Raw genomic sequence first — 24,778 nt, forward strand, 5'->3', positions numbered from 1 at the left:
GCAGATTTTAAAATGGACTATAAAAATGACATCGGTTACAGAAAAGAGACGCTTAAAAAACTATTGTTCAACATACAAAAAAGCGAAGATTTAATCATTAAAGCTTTGTATGATGATTTCAAAAAACCTGCTTTTGAAGCCGTTCTAACCGAAACCAATTATGTTATTTCGGAATTAAAAGATACCATTAAAAATATTTATCGCTGGGCAAAACCACAACGTGTTTTTCCATCGATACTTAACTTTCCTTCTACCGATTATATTTACAAAGAACCTTACGGAAAAGTATTGATTCTTGCTCCTTGGAATTATCCTTTTCAATTAGCTTTATGCCCATTAATATCCGCTGTAGCAGCAGGAAATAAAGTCATTTTAAAACCATCAGAACTTACTCCTAAAACTGCCGAAATTATAACCGAAATCATCCAGAAAACATTTCACATTAATCATGTCGAAGTGGTACAAGGAGGAGTTGATGTTTCGCAAAAACTTTTAGAGAAACGTTGGGATTATATATTTTTTACAGGAAGTGTAGCTGTCGGGAAAATTGTAGCAAAAGCCGCTGCAGAATACCTTACTCCTGTTACGCTGGAGCTTGGCGGAAAAAACCCATGTATTATAGATGAAACTGCCAATTTAAAACTAGCTGCAAAAAGAATCGTTTGGGGAAAATTTATAAATGCAGGACAAACCTGTATAGCCCCCGATTACATCTTGATTCATAAAGATATGAAAACTCATTTTATAGGATATCTAAAAGATGAGATTAATAAAGCTTACGGCGCAAATCCCGAAGAATCACCAGATTTTGCCAGAATTATAAATACCAAAAACTGGGTACGATTAGATAGCATGATCGAACCTGGCAAAGTAGTTTTTGGAGGACATACCGATGCGAAAAAACTTTATATCGCACCAACTCTTATCGACGAACCAGGTATGGAAAGTAATATTATGCAAGAAGAAATTTTCGGGCCATTATTACCTATACTTGCTTACAAAACCGAAGCTGATATAAAAAACATTATCGAGCAATACGAAAAACCTCTTGCCTTATATGTTTTTAGTGACAACCAGAATTTTACAAAAAGAATAATTACACGTTACTCATTTGGCGGAGGATGCATTAATGATACCGTTGTTCATTTTTCAAATAACAGACTTCCGTTTGGAGGTGTTGGTCATAGTGGCTTAGGAGCTTATCATGGTAAATTAAGTTTTGATACTTTCTCTCATCATAAAAGCATAGTAAAAAAAGCCAATTGGCTCGATTTACCAATGCGATATGCACCATATAAAGATAAATTAACGACTATAAAAAAATTATTAGACTGGATCTAAATTTATCTGAGTTTAAACAATCAATTAATCAAAATTATTTTCCGTAACTAAATCAGATAATTGCATTAAATCATTTTGCTAAAAACCCGATTTTAACTTTGCCGACTTAAAAAATATACTATATTTACTTCTGATATTTTATAAAAAGATAATCTAAAAAAAATCCAAAATATAACGAATAACTACTTTCAAAAATTATGAATCGTACGCAACAACGAATAGAAGAAATCAACAAAATTGGTTATCAATTAGACTTTTCAAATGTATTTAATCATGCTTTCGAAAATTATAAAAAAATAGCGCTTTACGCAGGGTCTATTCTTCTTATTTTTTACTTTGTACTTGCTATTTTCGGTTCGAGTATTGTGATTTCTTTATTTGGAATCGGAAGTCTAACAAAAGAATCTATAGAAAACTTACAACATTTAAAATTATCTGGAAATTTCCTTATAATATATATGACATCTATGATTTTATTGGCTGTATTTATTGCTCCCTTTACTGCTGGATTTTTAAAAATGGCCGATTGTGCAGATAAAGACAAAGAATTTAATTTTGCTACAATTTTTTATTACTACAAATTACCATACTTAACAAACATTATAGGAGCTACTTTTATTATATCGGTTATAAGTATCGCCATATCAATAGCGACAGAAATGATAAATCTATCAATTTATGGAACAGTAATTTCATTACTAATTTCGCTTTTTACTTACCTAACAATTCCATTAATTGTCTTTGGAAATTTTAATGCCATTGATGCTATTAAAACTAGCTTTATGCTTGTTTCAAAACAACCTCTAATTCTTATTGGGTTATTAATTGTTGCCGGAATCGCAGCAATGGTAGGATTTATAGGATGCTGTATTGGGGTAGTTTTTACCCTTCCTTTTATTTATTCTATGACCTATGCAATTTATTGCGCAATTATCGGTGTAGATGCATTAGACGAGATTGAAGAATCTAAATCAGGACCAAAAACATTTTTATAACAGATAGAATTGATATAATAATTTCTCCAGGAATCTATTTAATTAAACCTAAATTAACCAAAAATCTATGGTATTTTACTGTAGTTTTATAACAATGATATCCTCATGGCCAAACCTAACAGGCTTGGCCCATAATTTATTGTTATTTAGCGACGTAAACCTCCAATGGATTGTTTCTTACAATAATCCTAAATTTCCTGCACTAGGACTGGCTTTATTGGGTTTTATTATTTTTTTAGGTTATCATTTTTTTAATATAAAAAAGCAACTAGGTAATTTTATCGAAAAAGAGAAAGAAAATGATACTACTGATAAAGAGTATCTTCTCTATTTTTTGTTTTTTGGGATTACCATTATTGTAATAGAGATTGTTAATGAGCTATTTAAAATTAGGCCCAAAAGCTTACTTATCATTAACACCTCGATTGGTCTTTTCTTTTTATTATTCTACTTTATAACTAGTAAAGTTAAATACTTACGTAAAAAAGTACAATTTATCTTCATTGTATTATTTTTACTATTCTTTGGTTATATATTACGCAATATCATTTCTCTTCCTAATGATATAACCCCAATAATTAGTTTTGTCGTAGCCTATTACTTTTCGTATACTATTTTAAAACCTATAAAATTATATTGGTTTTTTACAGCCTTATTATTTTTGTTTTTAGTTGATGTTACTATTTCACATTCTATTCCTTTAAAAACATCTGTAATTTTAATTAATTTTTCTCTTATTGTATTTGTTGTCAACTACGTAAAATATGCTGTTTTATTAAACGAAAACGACAAATTTCGGTTTTCTAACGAAATAGTACATAAAGGAAACTCTCTTACAATTGCCAGTAATCGCAAAGGAGAAATCTTATTTTGTAGTGAAACCATAATCGATATTTTAGGATATTCACCAGAAGCAGTTATGGGAATTGGATTCTGGAATCTTACAGAAGATCCCGAGTTTATTGGCGAAGATTACCATTTAACTTATATCGACAACAAACTCTACATCCGTAAATTAAAATGTAAAAACGGAGAATATAAATACATTCAATGGAAAGATAAAAAATTCTCAGAGGACCTAATAATTAGTATAGGACAAGATATAACGGAGCAAATAAACACTAAAGATTTATATAAAAATCTAATCCAGACCGCTACCGATTTAATTTTTGAAGCCGATGATGACGGTAACTTTACTTTCATCAATGAATTTGCAATTTCATCATTAGGATATTCAGAGTCAGAAATTATTTCTCATAATTATTCAGAATTCATTCACGTTGATTACACCATAAATACGGTGAATTTTTATGAAAATCTGGAAGAAAACTTAAAGAAAAAGGAAAATGATTTTCCTGCTATAGAAATTCCGTTATTGAAAAAAAATACCGAAGAATTATGGGTTTCCCTAAAAGTAATTATCCGTAAAAATGATGCAGGCCAAATAATTGGTTATTCAGGTATTGCCAGAGATATTACAAAATTAAAAAACATTGAAAACGAGAATAAAATCAGGCATGAAAAAATTGAAGATTATAATACTGTCTCCAAAAAATTATCGACCACAAACTTCAGTAATTACGATGACATAGATAGTGTTGTAGAACTGATTATAAAAGAAGCCGCAATTGTTTCTAAAGCCAATCGGGTTAGCCATTGGAAATATACTGAAGATATAATTACTTGTACTAATTTATTTAGCGTAGACAATCATAAACTAGAGAAAAAGAAGATTTTAAAAAGAGAATTATACCCTATCTATTTTAACTCAATAAAAAACAAAACCATCATCAATGCTCCAGATGTTTTTAATCATTTAGAAATATCAGAATTTACAAAAGAAGCTTTCTTAATAAACGATATTAAATCGATGCTAGATGTTCCAATTTTTACGAATGGACAACTAACAGGTATTCTTTGTTTTGAATCTACCAAAACCAAACGGATTTGGGATAATGAAGACATCAATTTTGCCCGAACCATTTCGGATATTATTTCATTAGCGATTTCTTCGCAAATGAGGTTAATGACCGAGAAAAAATTAGAATTCAAGAGTCAGCTATTATCTGCACTTGCTTTATGTACCGAAAAGTTTTTACTAAGCAAAAGCACTTCTAAAATGTTTGAAGAAACCTTTGAAATAATAGGAAAAGCTACAAAGGTGGATCATATGTTTTATTATGAAAAAAATAATGATACCAATCTCGTAAGTCAGAAATACAAATGGGCAAGAGAAGGAATTACTAAGCAAATCACCGAATTACGAGGTTTTACCTCCGATAATTTACATGAGATATTCAATCAGGCTCAAAGCAAAAAAATCTTAAATACACTAACAAGAAAACTTAAAGATTCGTTTTTTAAAGAGCTATTAATAGCCAATGAAATCAAATCAATCTTGATACTTCCGCTATATATAAATGACGATTTTACTGGCTTTATAGGATTTGATGATTGTACAAATGAAAAAAAATGGTCCGAAGACGAAATTTATATTTTACAATCGCTTGCTAATAACGTTTCTTCGACCTTAGAAAGAAACAGAAATGAAGCTAGAATTCACGAAAGTGAAGAAAAATTTAAGCTAATCGCTAATAATATTCCTGGTACAGTTTATTTATCCAAATTTGATGAATTAGGCTCCAAAGTATTCCTAAACGATGAAATCGAGAATTTAACCGGATATCCAAAAACTGAGTTTCTCGAAAATAGATTATCCTTTATTTCATTAATGCATCCAGAGGACAAAGAAAACATCATTAAAAACCAAATAAATGATTTAAAAAGAGGAATACCAATACATTGTGTTTACAGAATACAAAGAAAATCTGGCGAATACATTTGGGTAGAAGAATTTGGCGATGTAATTAAAAAAGGAAATACAATTGATTTTGTTGGTGGAATTTATTTTGATATTACAAGCAAAAAAGAAACTGAAGATGCTATAAAAGCAAAACAATTAGCAGAAGCAGCAAATAAATCAAAATCAGATTTCCTGGCAAATATGTCTCATGAAATCCGAACACCTTTAAACGGAATTATTGGTTTTACAAATTTATTGATGAAAACCAATCTTCAGGAAATTCAGCAAAAATATATGATTACCGTTAATCAATCGGCTCAATCATTGCTAAATATTATAAATGATATCCTTGATTTTTCTAAAATAGAAGCTGGAAAATTAGAACTAAATATCGATAAATATGATATTAGAGAAATACTCAATCAAGTAGTCGATTTAATATTATACGAATCTAATCTTAAGAAACTTACATTAGAATTAAACATAAATGAAGATGTACCAAATTGCTTTTGGATTGACGTACTCCGAATAAAACAAATCCTGATTAACTTACTAGCAAATGCCGTTAAATTTACCGAGAAAGGAACGATAAAACTAAATGTATCCGTACTCGATAAGATTAACGATACATACACAATACGCTTTTCGGTTTCTGATACTGGTATTGGGATTCTTGAGGAAAACAAAAAACGAATTTTTCAGGCGTTTTCACAAGAAGACAGCTCGACCACCCGCAAATTTGGAGGTACAGGATTAGGATTGACCATTTCTAATAAACTACTTAGTTTAATGGACAGCCATTTAAAACTAGAAAGCAAACTAAATATTGGAAGTACTTTTTATTTTGATTTAGATATAAAAAGTTGCGATACATATGTGCCTTATCTTTTCATAAATGAGACCGAAAACAGTAATAGCACTTCTACTTTAAACAAAGACCTACTCACTAGAGAAATAAAGTTCCTTATTGTAGAGGATAATAACGTGAATAGATTGTTACTTAGGGCTACTATAAAAAACCTATTTGTAAATGCTATTATTTACGATGCCGAAAACGGCGAAGAAGCCGTTAGATTACACAAAGTAATTAATCCAGACATTATTTTCATGGACATACAAATGCCTATCATGAATGGATATGAAGCTACAAAAGCAATACGTAAATTAAAATCAGGAAAAAAAATCCCTATAATCGCTGTTACAGCTGGTGCGGAAAAAGATGAAAAGCAAAATTGCATCAATGCCGGAATGACTGGTTATATATCTAAACCAATTATTAAGGGTAGTATCGAAAAAGCCATAATTAAATCCATTACCTAAACAGTAAAGAAATAGAAGATAAAAGCTACTATTTCAAAAAATATCAATAAATTCGTGTACGCATAATTTTGAATAAAAACATTTAAACCATATAATTATGAAATGGAAAGGCACAAGAGAAAGTGATAACGTTGAAGACAGAAGAGGAATGTCGGGAGGTGGAAAAACCCTTGTAGGAGGTGGAATCATTGGAATTATAATATTACTCGTAAATGTTTTTGGAGGTGAAAATGCACAATTAATAACTCCTGTCTTAGAACAAATGCAAGGTTCCCAATCAAACCAAACCGAAGCTGCTGCCCCACTAAGTAAAGAAGACGAAGAATTAGGTCATTTTGTTAAAGCAATTCTAGCAAGAAATGAAGAAACTTGGGACAAAATTTTCTCCGAGAATGGTATGAAATATAAATATCCAAAACTAGTACTTTTTAGAGGTTCAGTTCAAACACAATGCGGTGGAGCTACATCAGCTTCTGGTCCTTTTTATTGTCCTGCCGACCAGAATGTATATATGGATTTAGCCTTTTTTGAGGAACTAAAAACAAGATTTGGTGCCAAAGGTGGGGACTTTGCTATTGCATACGTTATAGCGCATGAAATTGGGCATCACATACAAACATTACTAGGTACATCGGCCAAAATGCGTAAAGCACAAGAAGGCAAAAGCGAAGCACAAGCCAATAAACTATCTGTAGCATTAGAACTTCAAGCCGATTTTTATGCAGGAGTTTGGGCACATAACAACCAACAATATCTAGAAGAAGGAGATATTGATGAAGCATTAAGTGCTGCAAATGCAGTTGGAGACGATGCCATACAAAGTAAAATGCAAGGACAAGTTGTTCCTGACTCATTTACACACGGAACATCAGAACAACGCAAATTTTGGTTTATGAAAGGATATAAAACCGGAGACATCAACCAAGGCGATACCTTTGCCGAAATTAGATAAGAAGATAAAATCTCAAATTATAAAAAAAGCATGATAAATAATTATCATGCTTTTTTTATACCCAATATTGTCCGACTGAGCAGAGTCGAAGTCCCATAATATTAATCTTTGTGTTCTCCCACAAGTCAAACAAACCTTTACAACGTAGATGCACTGCGGTGCGTCTCTACAGAAAACCTTTGTCCCTTTGAATCTTTGCCTCTTTAGGATTCATTTTAAACGCAAAGTACACAAAGAAAAAAAAAAACGCAAAGGTTCGCAAAGCTATCTATCAAACTTTGCGAACCTTCGTGTAACCCTTTGCGTTCTTTGCGGTAAAATCTTTTGCACAAGACACTTGTGCCGTCCTTAACTCTCTGAACCTCAAATAAATGCACAAAAAAAAGCCTTGAATTTCTTCAAGGCTTTAAATTTCTGGGTGGATGACCGGGTTCGAACCGGCGACCCTCGGTACCACAAACCGATGCTCTAACCAACTGAGCTACAACCACCATTTTTACTTAGCGAGTGCAAATATAAAGTAAAACTTTACTTCTACAAAGAAAAAAATAAAAAGCTTCACTAAACTATTTATTAAACTTTACGAACCTCTGCATAACCCTTTGCAGTTAAATCTTTTTTGTATAAGACAATCTTTATCCCTTTGAATCTTTAGAATCCATTTTAAACGCAAAGCACACAAAGACAAAAAAACACAAAGGTTCGCAAAGCTATTCATTAAACTTTGTGTAACCCTTTGCACTCTTTGCGGTAAAATTTTTCTCAAAAAATTAAACATACAAAAAAAGCCTTGAATTTCTTCAAGGCTTTAAATTTCTGGGTGGATGACCGGGTTCGAACCGGCGACCCTCGGTACCACAAACCGATGCTCTAACCAGCTGAGCTACAACCACCATTTCTGCTTAGCGAGTGCAAATATAGAGCAAAACTTTACTTCTACAAAGAAAAAAATGAAAAATTTTCATCTTTTTTACATCAAATTCCCTAAACTATTGACGGCCAAACACCTTTCAACAGTAAAACCTTCGGCAAAATCTACACCAACTAATCTTCCTAAGTCTTGTGCACGATAATTTAAACTTTCAAGAAAATTTTTACTCGTTATCGGGGTAGCAGGTTCTTTAGAATTCGCATCATAAAACTGCGATCCATACGCTAAAATCGATTCTATTTTCTTTTCAGTAAATCCTGTGATGTCCACAACAAAGTCTGGCTCGATATTTTTCCACTGAATATAATGGTATACAACCTTAGGGCGCCATGCTGTTTGTGGCTCACCGTTAAGCGTAGTTTCTATCTTCATCAAACCAGATAAAAAACAAGCATCAGAAACCAACTTACTACCTTTTCCGTGATCAATATGGCGGTCATCAATTGCATTACACAAAACAATCTCTGGTTTGTACTTACGGATCATTTTTATAACCTCTAATTGATGCGCTTCGTCATTTACAAAAAAACCATCACGCATCGCTAAATTTTCACGCACAGAAACACCTAATATGTTTGCCGCAGCAGCAGCTTCCTGATCTCTTAATTCAGCAGAACCACGTGTTCCTAATTCTCCTCGGGTCAAATCGACAATGCCAACTTTCTTCCCTAAAGAAACTTCTTTTAAAATTGTTCCTGCACAACCTAATTCTACATCATCTGGATGTGCTCCAAAAGCTAATATATCTAATTTCATGTTTTTATTTCAAATTTAATTTGAGCCTTAGTTTTTAATCCTTACTAATTACTACACCCCTATTCTCTTTCTTCTTTAATCTTGCTTCTATTCTCTTGCTTCTATATTTAAAACCCTTTTCATCGTCATTGACTTATTGACACTTTCCTCCCACTCGTTTTCAGGAATACTTTCTTTTGTGATTCCGCATCCCATATACAAAACGGCTTCAGAATTACGCATTTGCATACTTCGTAAATTTACAAATAAATCAGAGCTTATCGAGTCAGATGCGAAACTGCTATTTAGTTCGCCTAAAAAACCAGTATAAAAAGTTCTATCGTAATTTTCATTTTCCAGAATAAATGCTCTGGATTTCTTTTTAGGATAACCACAAACTGCAGGTGTTGGATGCAATAAATCTATCACTTCATCTAAACTAGAATCAGTATTTAGAGCTCCCGAAATATCGGTTTTTATATGCCAGATACTTCCAGCATTAGCACTATAAGGTTCCGTAACTGCAACAGAAGAAGCGACATCCTGTAATCTTTTTACAATAAAGTCGGTAACATATTGTTGCTCATCTTTCTCTTTCTGATGCCAGATAACATCTGATGCCAAAGCAGCCTTTTGAGTTCCCGCCAAAGCAGTGGTTTCAAAAATATTCCCATTTGCTTTAAGCAATTGCTCAGGCGTTGCTCCCATCCAGAAACCAACTTCGGGATGATAAAAACAATACGCTAATGTTGTTGGATATAAATTTGCTAAATTTTGAAAAGTCTCAATAAAATCAAAATCATTCAAAGGAACAATTTCACTACGTGATAAAACTACTTTTTTAAACTCATCATTCTCAATGGCCTGAACACCATTAACAACTAATGTTTCAAATTGTTTTTTAGCTTCAGCATCAAAACCAGAATCAGCGACATCAACTAAATTTATCGATTTTCGTTCTAACAGAGTCGTACAAATTTCAGATTCCTTTTCGGGAATAAGAACAATTTGTTTTTTATCAAAAGAAGCAAATACAAAACCCTTTTCTTTATAATCAACAACCTTATGCAACGTATTATTTTGTTGTAATAAAGCTATGATTGTATCCGATTTTGGTTTCTTATAAAGTACAAAGGGCAAAAGCTGTTCTTTGTGTTTTTTAATTTTAGAAAAAAATTCATTCATGATTTCCAGATTACTTTTTTTGTCTGTCCAAAACCATGTTCGTCAATTTGCATAAAGAAACCAGATTCCCTTCTTCATCGGTAATTTTGATTTCCCAAAGATGCAAACTTCTTCCTTTATGAATAATTCGTGCTGTTCCGTAAACATAACCTTCACGAATACTTTTTAAATGATTTGCCGAAATTTCTATTCCGCGTACTTCTTGTAATTCAGGATTTATATAAAAAAATGATGCTGCGCTACCTACACTTTCCGCAAGTGCTACCGATGCACCTCCGTGTAATAATCCCATTGGTTGGTGAACTGCTGGATTTACTGGCATTCTGGCTACTAAAAAATCTGCTCCAGCATCAATATATTCAATTTGTAGAGTTTGCATTAAGGTGTTTTGAGAAAACTGATTGCAACGCTCCAATATTTGTTCTTTACTAAAATTCATTTGTTTGGCTTTAAAATGTAAAATTAAATAAAAGATGAGTCACAAAACAGAAAATGCAATTCTAAATTGAAAATCATATGTTAATCGAATTAGTTTTTTGCTATTTTTACATAAATTCTATTCAAATGCGTACTTTTTTTTTACTATTTACTATCGGAATACTTTTGGCAACAAGCTCATGTCGAAGTGATTTTGAAACCGTTGCCAGTACTGGAGATTTAGTTTTCTCAAAAGACACCGTTTATCTAGATACTGTTTTTACGAATATTGGTTCGAGTACATACCAACTCAAAGTATTTAATCAAGGTAAAAAAGACATTACAATTCCGTCTATCAAACTAGGAAAAGGATTAAGCTCTAAATACAGAATGACCGTTGATGGAATGCACGGAACCGAAGGTAAAATCTTTAGCGATGTAACACTTTTGGCCAAAGACAGTATGTATATTTTTATAGAAACAACTGCTGCAATTGCCGATGCAAACCCAACTGATTTTTTATACACCGACCAAATTCAGTTTGATAGTGGTGCAAATCTTCAAAATGTAGAATTGGTAACACTTATTCAGGATGCTACTTTTTTATATCCAAAAAAACTCTCTGACGGAACTATCGAAACATTACCAATTGATGGCAAGGAAGTAGCAGGTTTTTATCTGGAAGAAAACGAATTACAATTTACGAACCAAAAACCGTATGTAATATATGGCTACGCAGCCGTTCCCGAAGGAAAAACCGCTACGTTTGATGCTGGCTCAAGAGTCTATTTTCATTCAAATTCAGGGCTTTTGGTTAGTAAAAAGGCAAGTATTAATGTAAATGGAGCTCTTTCATCAACAGAAAAATTAGAGAAAGAAGTAATTTTTGAAGGAGATCGTTTAGAACCATTATACTCCGATGTTCCAGGACAATGGGGAACAATCTGGCTTGCTGACGGAAGTACAAATAACATCATCAATCATCTTACGATTAAAAATGCAACCACTGGTTTACTAATAGAAAATAGCGACCAAACAACTGTTAGCATTAAAAACACACAAATTTACAACTCTGTAAATCATGGTATTCTGGCACAAAATGCAAAAATAAAAGGCGAAAACATTGTAATAAATCGTGCAGGATTATCGAGTCTAGCTTGTTTATATGGCGGAAATTATGAATTTACACATTGTACATTCAATAACAATTGGCAAAGTTCTCAACAAGCTGCGGTTTCCCTTAGCAATACTCTCGCAGGCGCAACTCCCGAAACCAAAGATTTAACACAGGCAACTTTCAACAATTGTATTGTTTATGGATCAAATACAAACGAATTATCTTTAAACAAAAAAGCAAATTCAGCCTTTGTATATCAGTTTAATAATTGCCTAATAAAGTTTAGCAGTACAAGCACTAATCCCGATTTTCAGTTTAACACCGATACCCAACATTATAATGCAATTATATTAAATCAGGATCCTAAGTTTTATAATGCTTCAGAAAACAAATTTAATATCGACACCAATTCTGGTGCTTTCGCAAAAGGAAATCAGGCGTATAACATTCCGATTGATATTATAGGAAACACAAGAACTTCACCTCCCGATTTAGGCGCTTATCAAAGCATGCCATTTCCGAAATAGATTTAATTTACTATAAAAAACCACAAACTTGTCTTTCTGACGAAGGAAGAATCTCCGCAAGAAACTAGCACAAACTATTTCTATATTGTCGAGCCACTAGTGGAGACTCTTCCTTCGTCAGAGAGACAATATTGAGAAAAAAACAGACCTATTTAGAAATTTAAAGGAATGCAAGCTCTTTTAACCTTACATTCTCTTAAATCCCTTCCAATCAATCATAATAGTCACGAGTAAGAAAAATGCTGCATAAATTAAACATCTCTTAACACAAGGTATCGCCAAAAGATGTAGATTTGTTTCATTGTAAAACTAACCAACTCAAAATCAATTTTTTGAAAAGTTTCACAAGCCCTATTTTTTTTAACTTTAAACTATTAAATTAATTATGAAGAAAATCTACTCTTCCATTTTATTACTGCTTTTTAGTTTTGTGACTTTTGCTCAAATTCCTTCGGGATATTACAACACTGCAACAGGTACAGGTTACGCCCTTAAAACACAATTGTACAATATCATAAAAGATCATACAGACAATGGTTATGCCGGTTTGTACGTCACTTATCAAGCATCTGACATTGATAATTTTTATGAAAACGATGGAACAGTTCTGGACATGTATTCTGAAAATCCGTCAGGAACAGATCCTTATAATTATAGCATAGGAACTACACAAAGATGTGGTAGTTATGTCGTAGAAGGAGATTGTTATAACCGCGAACATATAATCCCACAATCAGTATTTAGTGAAAAATCACCTATGGTTTCTGATGCTCACTTTATCACTCCAACGGATGGAAAAGTAAATGGTATAAGATCAAATTATCCGCATGGAGTTGTAAACACACCAACTTACATTTCTAAAAACGGAGGGAAACTTGGAGCAAATTCAACTTCGGGATATTCAGGAACTGTTTTTGAGCCAATCAACGAATTTAAAGGAGATATTGCCCGAATGTATTTTTATTTTGCAACGCGTTATGAAAATACCGTTGCAGGCTACAACTACCCTATGTTTGAGGGAACAAGTAATAAAGTATTTACAGCTGCATTCTTAAATATTCTTTTGGCATGGAACGCGCAAGATCCAGTAAGCGCAAGAGAAATTGCAAGAAACAATGCTATTTACGCCCGTCAGAACAATAGAAATCCTTATATCGATCATCCCGAATATGTAAATCAGGTTTGGAGCCCATCTAGCGATACGCAAGCACCAACTGCACCAACAAGCTTAGCAAGCACCGCAAAAACGTCCAGCACTATTTCTGTAAGTTGGACAGCATCTACAGATAACGTAGGAGTTACAGGATATAATGTATATGCTAATGGAGTTTTAAAAACTACAGTTACAACATTAACCGCTACTATAACTGGCTTAACAGCTTCAACAAGCTATAATCTTACTGTAAAAGCAAATGACGCAGCAGGAAATATTTCGGCTACAAGCAATACAATTACCGAAACAACAGATGCCGGTACTGGAACTGGCGGCGGAACAACAACCGATTTATTATTCTCAGAATATATAGAAGGTTCTGGAAATAACAAAGCTTTAGAAATTCTGAATGCAACAGGTAGTCCAATTAACTTATCTGGATACACTATAAAAAGACAAACAAACGGAGGCGGAACATGGAGTTCTGGTCTTGCTTTAAGCGGAACTTTAAATAACGGAACCAAATTTACTATTGTAAATAGTTCTATTGCTTCTACATGTTATCCTAAAGCTTCAGCCAATATTTCGACAACAGCTTCAGAGATTACTTTTAATGGAAATGACCCTATGGGTTTATTTAAAAATGGAGTACTTATCGACATCATCGGAACTTTTAATGGTGGAGCAGCTGACTTTGCAGCTAATGTAACTTTAAGAAGAAAATCAACTGTAACTTCTCCAAGCACAACATTTAATTTAAGTTCTCAATGGGATTCATTCGCTGTAGATTCTTGTGAAAATTTAGGAAATCGTACACTGAAAGTAACAAACCCTGAATTAATGTCAGATTCAGATGAAATCCACTTATATCCAAATCCTTCAGATGGGAACTTTTTTATTAATTTCGATAATTCAAACACTCCTTATACGATAGAAATAATTTCAGTATCTGGACAAAAAGTATTCGAAAAAGCAAACACAACTCAGCAATCTATAGCTGTAAGTAATCTACCTAAAGGGTTCTATATAGTTAAAGCTACAAAAGAGGAAAAAACTTTCATTAAAAAGATAATAATCAATTAATTAAAAATTAGATCTCTAATAATTAAAAAGCGGCAAATTGTCGCTTTTTTTTTTGATCTTAATTAACTAAATTTGCAGCTAAATACAACAAACTACACAACACAATGATTCATTTCTTTGAAAACCAAAGCAAAACTGTTTTTGCCGTACAAACGCAAAACGAAATTTCGGCTCAAGACATTTCAAAATTAAACTGGCTTTTTGCCAACTCCAATAAAATAGAAAAATCCGTACTGACGGATTTTTTTGTTGGTCCTCGTGCCACTATGATTACCCCTTGGAGTACAAATGCTGTAGAGATTACTCAGAATATGGGTATTCCTGGCATCATCAGAATTGAAGAATTTTATCCGGCAACAGCTGATTTTTCAGACTTTGACCCGATGCTTTCGCAAAAGTATACTGAACTGAATCAAGAAATCTTCACTATCAACGTACAGCCAGAAGCAATTTTGGATATCGATGATATTGCTACCTACAACAAAACTGAAGGTTTGGCTTTGAGCCAAGAAGAAGTAGATTATCTAGACAATCTAGCTGTTAAACTAGGACGTAAATTAACCGACTCTGAAATTTTTGCTTTCTCACAAGCAAATTCAGAACACTGTCGTCACAAAATTTTCAACGGAACTTTTGTAATCGATGGAGAAGAAAAAGAAACGTCTTTATTTAAATTAATCAAGAAAACATCTCAAGAAAACCCTAACGATATCGTTTCGGCTTACAAAGATAATGTGGCTTTTGTAAAAGGACCACGCGTACAACAGTTTGCTCCAAAAACAGCAGACAAACCAGACTTTTACGAAATAAAAGAATTTGATTCAGTTATTTCATTAAAAGCTGAAACACACAATTTCCCCACAACTGTTGAGCCTTTTAACGGTGCTGCAACAGGATCAGGAGGAGAAATTCGTGACCGTCTTGCAGGAGGACAAGGTTCATTACCACTTGCAGGAACAGCAGTTTACATGACTTCATATTCTCGTTTAAAATCTGAATCTGCACAGGATGACAGAACATGGGAAAATGCTATGGACGAAAGAAAATGGTTATACCAAACTCCAATGGATATCTTGATAAAAGCTTCTAACGGAGCATCAGATTTCGGAAATAAATTTGGTCAGCCACTTATTACAGGTTCAGTTTTAACATTCGAACATTCAGAAAACGACCGCAAAATTGGTTACGATAAAGTAATCATGCAAGCTGGAGGAATCGGTTACGGAAAATTAGATCAAGCCATTAAAAAGAAACCACAAGAAGGAGATAAAATCGTTATTCTTGGTGGAGAAAATTATAGAATCGGAATGGGTGGAGCTGCGGTTTCATCTGCAGACACAGGAGCTTTTGGTTCGGGAATTGAATTAAATGCAATCCAACGTTCTAATCCAGAAATGCAAAAACGTGCTGCCAATGCTATTCGTGGTTTGGTAGAAAGCGATAACAACCCAATTGTATCAATCCATGATCACGGAGCTGGAGGACACTTAAACTGTCTTTCTGAACTAGTAGAAGAAACTGGAGGTTTAATAGATTTAGATAAATTACCTGTTGGAGATCCAACCCTTTCTGCTAAAGAAATTATCGGAAACGAATCTCAGGAAAGAATGGGATTAGTAATTGGTCAAAAAGATATTGATATCTTACAAAGAATCGCCGACAGAGAGCGTTCGCCAATGTACCAAGTTGGAGATGTCACTGGAGATCACCGTTTTACTTTTGAATCTAAATCGACTGGAGCTAAACCTATGGATTATGCACTAGAAGATTTCTTCGGAAGTTCTCCAAAAACGATTATGAATGACAAAACTATCGATAGAAAATATGCTGATGTTTCTTATACAGCAAATGACTTCGAAAGTTATTTACAAGATGTTTTACGTTTAGAAGCAGTTGCATCTAAAGACTGGTTAACAAATAAAGTAGACCGTTGTGTAGGTGGAAAAGTTGCTAAACAACAATGTGCAGGACCATTACAATTACCATTGAATAATGTTGGTGTAATGGCTTTAGATTATTTAGGTAAAGAAGGAATTGCAACTTCTATTGGGCACGCTCCTATCGCTGCTTTAATTGATCCTGTAGCAGGAAGCAGAAATGCTATTGCCGAATCATTATCAAACATTGTTTGGGCTCCGATTAAAGATGGTTTAAAAGGAATCTCATTATCAGCAAACTGGATGTGGGCTTGTAAAAACGAAGGCGAAGATGCTCGTTTATACGCAGCTGTAGAAGGTTGTTCTGAATTTGCAATTGAGTTAGGAATCAATATCCCAACAGGAAAAGATTCACTGTCAATGAAACAAAAATATCCTAATGATGAAGTAATCGCGCCGGGAACGGTTATTATTTCAGCAGGTGGAAATTGTACAGACATTAAAAAAGTAGTAGAGCCTGTTTTACAGAAAAATGGTGATTCTATTTATTATATCAATTTATCTCAGGATGCGTACAAATTAGGAGGTTCTTCTTTTGCACAAATCAGAAATACTATCGGAAACGAAACTTCTACTATTAAAGACGCTTCTTTCTTTAAAAATGCATTTAATACCATTCAGGAATTAATTGGCGAAGACCAAATTCTTGCTGGACATGATATCGGAAGTGGTGGTTTAATCACAACTTTATTAGAATTATGTTTTGCTGATGTAAACCTTGGAGCAAAAATTGATTTTAGTGCTTTCGCAGAAAAAGACTTATTGAAAATTCTTTTCGCTGAAAACATCGGAATCGTTTTCCAGGCAAAATCTAATACTGTTGTTGAAGCTAAACTAAGCGCCAACAATATCGAATTCTTCAAAATTGGTTCAGTTCAAAGCAAACCAAGTTTGGAATTTGGAATTTATAATTTGGATATTGCGAAGTACAGAGATATTTGGTTTGAAACTTCTTATTTATTAGATCAAAAACAATCTAAAAACGGAAGAGCTCAGGCGCGTTTTGAGAATTATAAAAATCAAGTTTTAAACTATACTTTCCCAGCACATTTTACAGGAAAAAAACCAGTAATCGATGCTTCGAAACCAAGACCAAAAGCTGCTATTATTCGTGAGAAAGGAAGTAATTCTGAGCGCGAAATGGCAAATGCAATGTACTTGGCTGGATTTGATGTAAAAGATGTTCACATGACCGATTTAATCTCTGGTCGTGAAACACTTGAAGATATTCAGTTTATTGGTGCAGTTGGAGGATTCTCTAACTCGGATGTTTTAGGTTCTGCCAAAGGTTGGGCTGGAGCATTCTTATACAATGAAAAAGCAAAAACAGCTTTGGATAAATTCTTTAAAAGAGAAGATACATTATCTGTAGGAATCTGTAATGGTTGCCAATTATTTATGGAACTAGAGGTAATTAATCCAGAACACGAAGTACACGGTAAATTATTGCATAACGAAAGTAACAAGCACGAAAGTATCTTTACATCTGTAAAAGTACAAGAAAACAACTCGGTGATGTTATCATCTCTTGCAGGAAGTACTCTTGGAGTTTGGGTTTCTCATGGTGAAGGAAAATTTAATTTACCACTAGCAGAAGAAAATTACAATATCGTATCTAAATATGCTTACGAAGGATATCCTGCAAACCCAAATGGTTCTGATTACAACACAGCAATGATGTGTGATAAAACAGGAAGACATTTAGTAATGATGCCACACATTGAGCGTTCAACATTCCAATGGAACTGGGCGCACTATCCAAAAGACAGAAACGACGAAGTTTCTCCTTGGCATGAAGCGTTTGTAAATGCAAGAAAATGGATTGAAAAAATCTAATTTTCATACTCATACTAAAAAGAGGTTGTCCGAAAAGTTATTTTCAGACAACCTTTTGTTTATTGAAATAATGTCATTTTTTTTAAAATTATTGATAAAGAAAGTCCCAGCGGGACGTTATATTTATAGTAATTTTAATTGTAATCAAAAGAAACCCCATCGGGGTGGTATTTCATTAATTAGATGGTCTCTCTGCTTGAGCCAAAACCCATTGGACATATATAGCAATCTAAAGAAAAACCAATATATCGCTACGCTGTAGCTTTTACCCAAACCCTCTTTAATTTACTATAAATATGATGCTCCGCTGGAGCAATTACCTATCATTCTTCTAAAACTTTCAAAATAAACAAAGAGGTTGTCTGAAAAATTTAGACTCTTCTTTTTATTAAGTAAGACTACTCTCATACACAAAATTGAGTACTAAAAACACAACGAGTTAATTCTCAATACATCGCATTTTTGGTATAAAAAAGATAAAATTAGTACGCTGATTTTGTCTTTTTTTTTGACCTGATTTTATTAGTTTTGCCCTCCCGCATAAAAAATAGACTTATTTATTGTGCCCCAAAAACAAATAAAATTAATCCCTAAATACCATATTAATGAAAGTTAAAAACCTACTTTTTATCACACTTTTTCTTTGTTTAACAAACGTATATTCTCAAATTAAAACTGAAAAAATTACAGCTAAAAATCAAGAACGTTTCATTACTACTACAATCTCTTATCCTGTAAACGGAATTTATTTATATGATGGAAAAACGGAACCAATAGTTCAGTTAAATGCAAATGGAACCGGAATTTATCAATATGAAGATCTTACCAAGAAAAATATTACTTGGGGATTTGAATGTTCTGAAATTGGAATCCCTATATTTAAAGAAGGATTTGATAGTGCTTCATATTCTCTTTGGTACAAAACAAATGATAAAGAAGACAGCGAATGGATTTACGCGCAATTCTCTATTCATTTTAAGAAAAAGAAAATGTATATTTCTGGAGAGAGAGTAAAAGAGTATGTCGAAGAAGTAAAGAAATAAACATTTATGAATCATTAAAAAATTAAGAAAGATTAAGCGATTTTAGATTGTAGATTTACGATTGTAGGTTTATGATTTATGATTTGGTGTTGGTAAAAAAGATTGTCATTTTTTGGAGGCTTCATATAACCGCAATCAAAAATCGTTACCCGAACCTGATCCTGAAATTTTGGGACAAAACAGGCGAAGCAATCTAAAATCCGTAATCTTTTTTTCTTAATTTAATTGCATTATTCTAAAAACAAGAAGCAATCCGGAAAAAACTCTAGTCATAACTAACACAAAGGCGGTACTTTAAATCAGATGTCTAAATTTAGTTTTTTAAACAAATAATATCATTATCCTATTGTTAATTAGCAATATAAATAAAATAAAATATATCGCATAAAGAAATCGATTTCGTAATTTATATTAATTAGAATTAAAGTTTTCATATTTAATTTATTAAAAATAAAAATTAACGATAAATTTTATTAATTTGCGGTAAAATTCAATCTAAACGCCATGGTTACAATTACGAGACTTTTTGATTTTCCTTATTATCAGAAAGAAAAATATAATAAAAAAGATGCTTTAGTAACCAAACGTAATGGTGTTTGGGAAAAAACCTCTACTGAAGAATATATTGCAAAAGCCAATGCCGTTTCTCGCGCGTTATTACGTATGGGAGTTCAAAAAAATGATAAAATTGCTTTAATCACTTCTACAAATAGAACGGAATGGCATATCATGGACATTGGAGTTTTACAAACTGGAGCGCAAACCGTTCCTATTTACCCAACTATATCTGAGGAAGATTACGAATATGTCTTAAACCATAGTGGTAGTAGTTATTGTTTTGTATCTGATAAAGAAGTATTAGACAAAGTATTAGCTATTAAACATAATGTACCAACATTAAAAGATGTTTTTACTTTTGATGAAATCGCTGGAGCCAAAAACTGGACTATTGTATTAGGCGAAGGTGCAGATGAAAGCAATCAGAATGAAGTTGAAGCAAGAAAAGACAGTATCGATACTGAAGATCTTGCTACGATAATATATACATCTGGAACAACTGGACGTCCTAAAGGTGTTATGCTTTCGCATAAAAACATCGTTTCTAATGTTCTGGACAGTGCTCCAAGAATCCCGTTTGACCCAGGAAATAGTGTAGCATTAAGCTTCCTTCCTATTTGTCATATTTTCGAAAGAATGATATTGTACATTTATCAATATTATGGTATTTCGGTATACTTTGGAGAATCAATTGATAAATTAAGTGATAACTTAAAAGAAGTTAGACCAAATGTAATTACAGCTGTTCCTAGACTTCTTGAAAAAGTATATGATAAAATTTATGCTAAAGGAGCTGAATTAACGGGAATCAAAAAGAAATTATTTTTCTGGGCTATCGATTTAGGTTTAAGATATGAGCCTTACGGAGCAAATGGTTTTTGGTATGAATTTCAATTAAAAATAGCACGTAAATTAATTTTCAGTAAATGGAAAGAAGGTTTAGGTGGTAATATAGATTTAATGGTTTCTGGAAGTGCCGCTTTACAAACAAGATTAACTCGCGTTTTTGCAGCAGCAGGAATACCTGTTATGGAAGGTTACGGTTTATCTGAAACTTCTCCTGTAATATCTGTAAACGATACTAGAAACAGAGGTTTTAAAATTGGAACTGTTGGAAAAGTAATTCGTAATGTAGAAGTTAAAATTGCCGAGGATGGAGAAATCCTTTGTAAAGGACCTAACGTTATGATGGGATACTACAAAGATGAAGAAAAAACTGCCGAAGCATTACAAAATGGATATTTCCATACAGGAGATATTGGTGAAATCGACAGCGAAGGTTTCCTTAAAATTACGGATCGTAAGAAAGAAATGTTCAAAACTTCGGGAGGAAAATATATTGCTCCTCAAATGATTGAGAACATGATGAAACAATCTCGTTTTATCGAACAAATAATGGTTATTGGTGAAGGCGAAAAAATGCCAGCTGCTTTTATCCAACCAAACTTTGAATTTGTAAAAGAATGGGCTAAAATTCACAAAATAGTTTTAGGAGATTCTAACAACGATATCATTACAAATGTTCAGGTAATTAAACGTATTGATGAAGAAGTTGAAGCTGTAAATGAAAAATTTGGTCATTGGGAAAAAATCAAACGTTTTGAGCTTACTCCAGATGTTTGGTCTATCGATGGCGGACAATTAACTCCAACTTTAAAACTAAAACGTAAAATAATCAAAGAAATTTACGCGCCACTTTATAAGAAAATCTACGGCGAATAAAACATATTACCTAAAGAAGTAACGCGGATAACGCTGATTTACTAAAGTAAAGACGCTGATAAAAACGGATTTTTAAAACTTGTAAAAAGAAAAAATCCGTTTTTATCAGCGTTTTCGCGTTAGCGAATCCGTCCCGACGCTTCGGGATCGTGTTCTATTTTTTAGACAATGCTAGCAATTTCAATAAATTTATCTATTTTTAAGATTCCGAATAATCCTAAAGATAAAATCATGAGAATAAAATTTATTATTTGTTTTTTAAGCATTATATTATTTTCTAGTTGTAAAGAAGAAACCAAAGTTGATCCTGTTAAAGCAAATTATTTAGATTTTTCTAAACGTGATGACCAACTTACCGGTGGAATTAAGATGATTCCGATTACTACTCCCAAAGGAAAATTTAAAGTATGGACAAAAACTGTTGGTAACAATCCTACGATAAAGGTTTTATTATTACATGGTGGCCCAGGACTTACACATGAATTATACGAATGTTTTGATGGTTATTTCCCTAACGAAAGTATCGAATATATATATTATGACCAATTGGGTTCTTATTATAGCGACCAGCCTACCGATAGTAGTTTATGGACAAATGAGCGCTTTGTAGAAGAGGTAGAACAAGTACGCATTGCATTAGGTTTGGACAATTCTAACTTTTATATTTTGGGTCAATCTTGGGGTGGAATTCTTGCTATGGAATACGCACTGAAATATCAAAAAAACTTAAAAGGTCTTATTATCTCAAACATGATGGCAAGTGTTCCTGAATATAATAAATATGCCAAAGATGTTCTCGCTCCCCAAATGGATCCAAAAGTATTAAAAGAGTTACAGGATATTGAAGCCAAGAATGATTTTGAAAATCCTAAATACAGCGAACTCCTTTTTAAAAATTATTACACACAACATATTTTAAGAATGCCTCTAGAGGAATGGCCAGAATCTATAAACAGATGTTTCAAACACATTAATCCACGCGTATATGTATATATGCAAGGTCCGAGTGAATTTGGGATAACTGGAAATGCTACATTAAAAAACTGGGATATTAAATCAAGATTAAAAACGATTACAGTTCCTACTTTATCTATTGGTTCTAAATACGATACTATGGATCCGGAACACATGAAATGGATTGCAAACGAAGTACAAAACGGACGCTTTTTATTCTGTCCTAACGGAAGTCATCTTTCTCAATATGATGACCCTAAACATTATTTTCCTGGTGTAATCCAGTTCCTTAAAGATGTGGATAACGGGAGTTTTAAAAAAGGATAATCTATTTTAATTTTATTAGTATTCAATTAAAAGTTTTTTAGTATGTTTGTTTTGAGTTTAAGAAATACCTTGCTTTTCTTGTATAAAGAAAATGATGATGTTTCGTCATCGATGTAAGATTATTTAACATTCAGCACTACTTCTATCTTATGGATGAGAAAGGGTACTATACGTACAGTTTCGGTTCCACCTCCTCGAGATTAACTGTACGTATAGTACCCTTTCTCGGGAGTTGATAGACATAGTCCTTAGAAAATACGAAGGTTTTAAACTTTAAGCCCTATTGCTACAATAGGGCTTTTTAATGTAAAATAGCGATTGTAATATGTCTGAACAGCTTAGTAAACAACAAATTTATGATAGAATAAAAGCTACCTCAAAGGATAGCTACATATTAGAAGAAATGCAACGTTTAGGATTTTGGCAATCAGGATCTGAACCTACTCTATCTGAAATTCTAATTAATCAGGAAGCAAAGATTGAGAAGGAATTAAATGATCTTTTAGCACAAGACAGAAAGTTTAGCAATAAAGAAGCTATGGTTCTTGAAATGCGTAAAGCACGTATGAAAATTGCTAAAGAAAAAAGAGCTGAAACCAAATTAAACCAAGAGAAGAAAAGACTGGATAAAGCTGAAAATTGGAAATTATTGCAACAGCAACAAATTTTATATTTAGGTGAATCCGTATCTAGAGGTTTAAATGCTAAAGAAACCGATTCTACACTTTTAGAAAAATATAGTCTGCCTATTTATGAAGATGCATTGGCATTGGCAAAAAGCATGCAGATAGACTTAAAAGCATTACAATATCTTGCTTATAACAGAAAAGTTTCTAAAATTAATCATTATCATACATTTGAACTTGAAAAAAAATCAGGTGGTAAGCGCAAGATATCTGCTCCAAAACCAAAGCTAAAAGAAGTTCAAACCTGGATTTTAGAAAACATACTCCACAAAATACCATATACTATAGAGGCGCATGGTTTTATAAAAGAGCGCTCTATTGTTACCAATGCAGAATCACACATTAACAAAGACATTGTTGTTAATGTAGATTTAAAAGATTTTTTTCCTACTGTAACTTATAAACGAGTAAAAGGATTGTTCCATAAAATGGGCTACTCTGAAGAACTCGCTACAATTTTAGGTTTATTATGCACCTACTCCGAGATTAATGAAACTACACTAGACGGAGTTACTTATTATGTACAATCTGGCGAACGCAAATTACCTCAGGGTTCTCCTGCAAGTCCAGCAATAAGTAATATGATTGTTTATAAAATGGATAAAAAAATTAATGGGTTAGCCAAAAAATTAAATTTTAGCTATACCCGTTATGCAGACGATATGAGTTTTTCGACTACTGACGAAAACAGTCAAAATGTTTCCCGATTATTATATTATACTAAAAAAATTATTGAATCTGAAGGTTTTATAATTCATCCCAATAAAGTGCACGTAATGCGAAAAGGGATGCAACAAAAAGTTACTGGAGTTGTTGTAAATAAAAAACTAAATATAGATAGAATTCAATTACGAAAATTCCGTGCCCTACTACATAATATTGAAAAAAATGGATGGAAAGACCAACAATGGGGAAAAGCTATTCATCTAATTAATGCCATAGAAGGTTATATTAATTATGTATACATGGTGAATCCTGAAAAAGGAACGGCATTTAAACAAAATTTGAAAACCATTATAAAGAAACACGGTCAACCCAACATAGCAAAAACAAGTATTCCTGAAAAAGTAACCCCAATAGCTGTTCCTGTTCTTGATGAAATAAAAGAAACAGTAACGGATCAAAAGCCAGAAAACTGGTGGAATATTTTTTAATT

14 protein-coding genes and 2 tRNA genes are annotated in these 24,778 nt (G+C 32.9%); 11 read left to right on the forward strand and 5 right to left on the reverse strand.

Annotation, left to right across the window (positions count from 1 at the left end; translation table 11 throughout):
- The first annotated feature begins 12 nt into the window (after positions 1–12).
- From B8T70_RS04170 to B8T70_RS04185, 4 genes are all read left to right on the forward strand, one after another.
- Positions 13–1,341, forward strand: coding sequence for an aldehyde dehydrogenase (locus B8T70_RS04170; protein WP_086894024.1), 1,329 nt, complete (start codon positions 13–15; stop codon positions 1,339–1,341).
- Between the two features lie 197 nt (positions 1,342–1,538).
- A complete protein-coding gene (locus B8T70_RS04175) occupies positions 1,539–2,336 on the forward strand; it encodes a hypothetical protein (protein ID WP_039117203.1) in 798 nt (265 codons plus the stop codon).
- 94 nt (positions 2,337–2,430) lie between these two features.
- On the forward strand, positions 2,431–6,459 hold the full coding sequence (locus B8T70_RS04180) for a PAS domain S-box protein (protein WP_242667421.1): 4,029 nt from the start codon (positions 2,431–2,433) through the stop codon (positions 6,457–6,459).
- Positions 6,460–6,556: 97 nt separating this feature from the next.
- Positions 6,557–7,411 (forward strand): neutral zinc metallopeptidase, encoded by an 855-nt coding sequence (locus tag B8T70_RS04185; RefSeq protein WP_086894026.1) that lies wholly within the window; start codon positions 6,557–6,559, stop codon positions 7,409–7,411.
- A 417-nt stretch (positions 7,412–7,828) separates the two neighbouring features.
- Here the strand turns inward: B8T70_RS04185 and B8T70_RS04190 are convergent.
- The 5 genes from B8T70_RS04190 to B8T70_RS04210 form a co-directional block, all read right to left on the reverse strand.
- Positions 7,829–7,902 (reverse strand) — tRNA-His (locus B8T70_RS04190).
- 328 nt (positions 7,903–8,230) lie between these two features.
- Positions 8,231–8,304, reverse strand: a tRNA-His gene (locus B8T70_RS04195).
- A gap of 77 nt (positions 8,305–8,381) precedes the next feature.
- Complete coding sequence (bshB1, locus tag B8T70_RS04200) at positions 8,382–9,098, reverse strand: bacillithiol biosynthesis deacetylase BshB1 (protein WP_039117200.1); 717 nt, start codon at positions 9,096–9,098, stop codon at positions 8,382–8,384.
- 87 nt (positions 9,099–9,185) lie between these two features.
- On the reverse strand, positions 9,186–10,262 hold the full coding sequence (locus B8T70_RS04205) for a chorismate-binding protein (protein ID WP_086894027.1): 1,077 nt from the start codon (positions 10,260–10,262) through the stop codon (positions 9,186–9,188).
- A 10-nt stretch (positions 10,263–10,272) separates the two neighbouring features.
- Positions 10,273–10,701, reverse strand: coding sequence for a PaaI family thioesterase (locus B8T70_RS04210; protein ID WP_086894028.1), 429 nt, complete (start codon positions 10,699–10,701; stop codon positions 10,273–10,275).
- A 125-nt stretch (positions 10,702–10,826) separates the two neighbouring features.
- Between B8T70_RS04210 and B8T70_RS04215 the strand changes: the two genes are divergently transcribed.
- From B8T70_RS04215 to B8T70_RS04250, 7 genes are all read left to right on the forward strand, one after another.
- Positions 10,827–12,323, forward strand: coding sequence for a hypothetical protein (locus tag B8T70_RS04215; protein WP_086894029.1), 1,497 nt, complete (start codon positions 10,827–10,829; stop codon positions 12,321–12,323).
- A gap of 385 nt (positions 12,324–12,708) precedes the next feature.
- Complete coding sequence (locus B8T70_RS04220) at positions 12,709–14,559, forward strand: endonuclease (RefSeq protein ID WP_086894030.1); 1,851 nt, start codon at positions 12,709–12,711, stop codon at positions 14,557–14,559.
- A gap of 104 nt (positions 14,560–14,663) precedes the next feature.
- Positions 14,664–18,332: a phosphoribosylformylglycinamidine synthase gene (gene purL / locus B8T70_RS04225; RefSeq protein ID WP_086894031.1), complete on the forward strand. Its 3,669-nt coding sequence runs from the start codon at positions 14,664–14,666 to the stop codon at positions 18,330–18,332.
- A 605-nt stretch (positions 18,333–18,937) separates the two neighbouring features.
- Positions 18,938–19,375 (forward strand): hypothetical protein, encoded by a 438-nt coding sequence (locus B8T70_RS04235; RefSeq protein ID WP_086894033.1) that lies wholly within the window; start codon positions 18,938–18,940, stop codon positions 19,373–19,375.
- A gap of 504 nt (positions 19,376–19,879) precedes the next feature.
- Entirely contained in the window at positions 19,880–21,655 is a 1,776-nt protein-coding gene (locus B8T70_RS04240) for a long-chain fatty acid--CoA ligase (protein ID WP_086894034.1), read from the forward strand.
- A 231-nt stretch (positions 21,656–21,886) separates the two neighbouring features.
- Positions 21,887–22,936: a proline iminopeptidase-family hydrolase gene (locus B8T70_RS04245; RefSeq protein WP_086894040.1), complete on the forward strand. Its 1,050-nt coding sequence runs from the start codon at positions 21,887–21,889 to the stop codon at positions 22,934–22,936.
- 325 nt (positions 22,937–23,261) lie between these two features.
- On the forward strand, positions 23,262–24,776 hold the full coding sequence (locus B8T70_RS04250; RefSeq protein ID WP_086894035.1) for a reverse transcriptase family protein: 1,515 nt from the start codon (positions 23,262–23,264) through the stop codon (positions 24,774–24,776).
- Positions 24,777–24,778: the final 2 nt, after the last annotated feature.

The sequence above is a fragment of the Flavobacterium sp. AJR genome (genome assembly GCF_002156885.1).
GTDB lineage: Bacteria > Bacteroidota > Bacteroidia > Flavobacteriales > Flavobacteriaceae > Flavobacterium.

Excerpts from the sequence above, each read along its gene's own strand:
- purL (WP_086894031.1), top strand. The coding sequence starts at position 14,664 with ATGATTCATTTCTTTGAAAACCAAAGCAAAACTGTTTTTGCCGTACAA.
- B8T70_RS04180 (WP_242667421.1), top strand. The coding sequence starts at position 2,431 with ATGATATCCTCATGGCCAAACCTAACAGGCTTGGCCCATAATTTATTG.
- B8T70_RS04175 (WP_039117203.1), top strand. The coding sequence starts at position 1,539 with ATGAATCGTACGCAACAACGAATAGAAGAAATCAACAAAATTGGTTAT.
- B8T70_RS04185 (WP_086894026.1), top strand. The coding sequence starts at position 6,557 with ATGAAATGGAAAGGCACAAGAGAAAGTGATAACGTTGAAGACAGAAGA.
- B8T70_RS04170 (WP_086894024.1), top strand. The coding sequence starts at position 13 with ATGGACTATAAAAATGACATCGGTTACAGAAAAGAGACGCTTAAAAAA.
- B8T70_RS04250 (WP_086894035.1), top strand. The coding sequence starts at position 23,262 with ATGTCTGAACAGCTTAGTAAACAACAAATTTATGATAGAATAAAAGCT.
- B8T70_RS04235 (WP_086894033.1), top strand. The coding sequence starts at position 18,938 with ATGAAAGTTAAAAACCTACTTTTTATCACACTTTTTCTTTGTTTAACA.
- B8T70_RS04240 (WP_086894034.1), top strand. The coding sequence starts at position 19,880 with ATGGTTACAATTACGAGACTTTTTGATTTTCCTTATTATCAGAAAGAA.
- B8T70_RS04220 (WP_086894030.1), top strand. The coding sequence starts at position 12,709 with ATGAAGAAAATCTACTCTTCCATTTTATTACTGCTTTTTAGTTTTGTG.
- bshB1 (WP_039117200.1), bottom strand. The coding sequence starts at position 9,098 with ATGAAATTAGATATATTAGCTTTTGGAGCACATCCAGATGATGTAGAA.
- B8T70_RS04210 (WP_086894028.1), bottom strand. The coding sequence starts at position 10,701 with ATGAATTTTAGTAAAGAACAAATATTGGAGCGTTGCAATCAGTTTTCT.
- B8T70_RS04215 (WP_086894029.1), top strand. The coding sequence starts at position 10,827 with ATGCGTACTTTTTTTTTACTATTTACTATCGGAATACTTTTGGCAACA.
- B8T70_RS04205 (WP_086894027.1), bottom strand. The coding sequence starts at position 10,262 with ATGAATGAATTTTTTTCTAAAATTAAAAAACACAAAGAACAGCTTTTG.
- B8T70_RS04245 (WP_086894040.1), top strand. The coding sequence starts at position 21,887 with ATGAGAATAAAATTTATTATTTGTTTTTTAAGCATTATATTATTTTCT.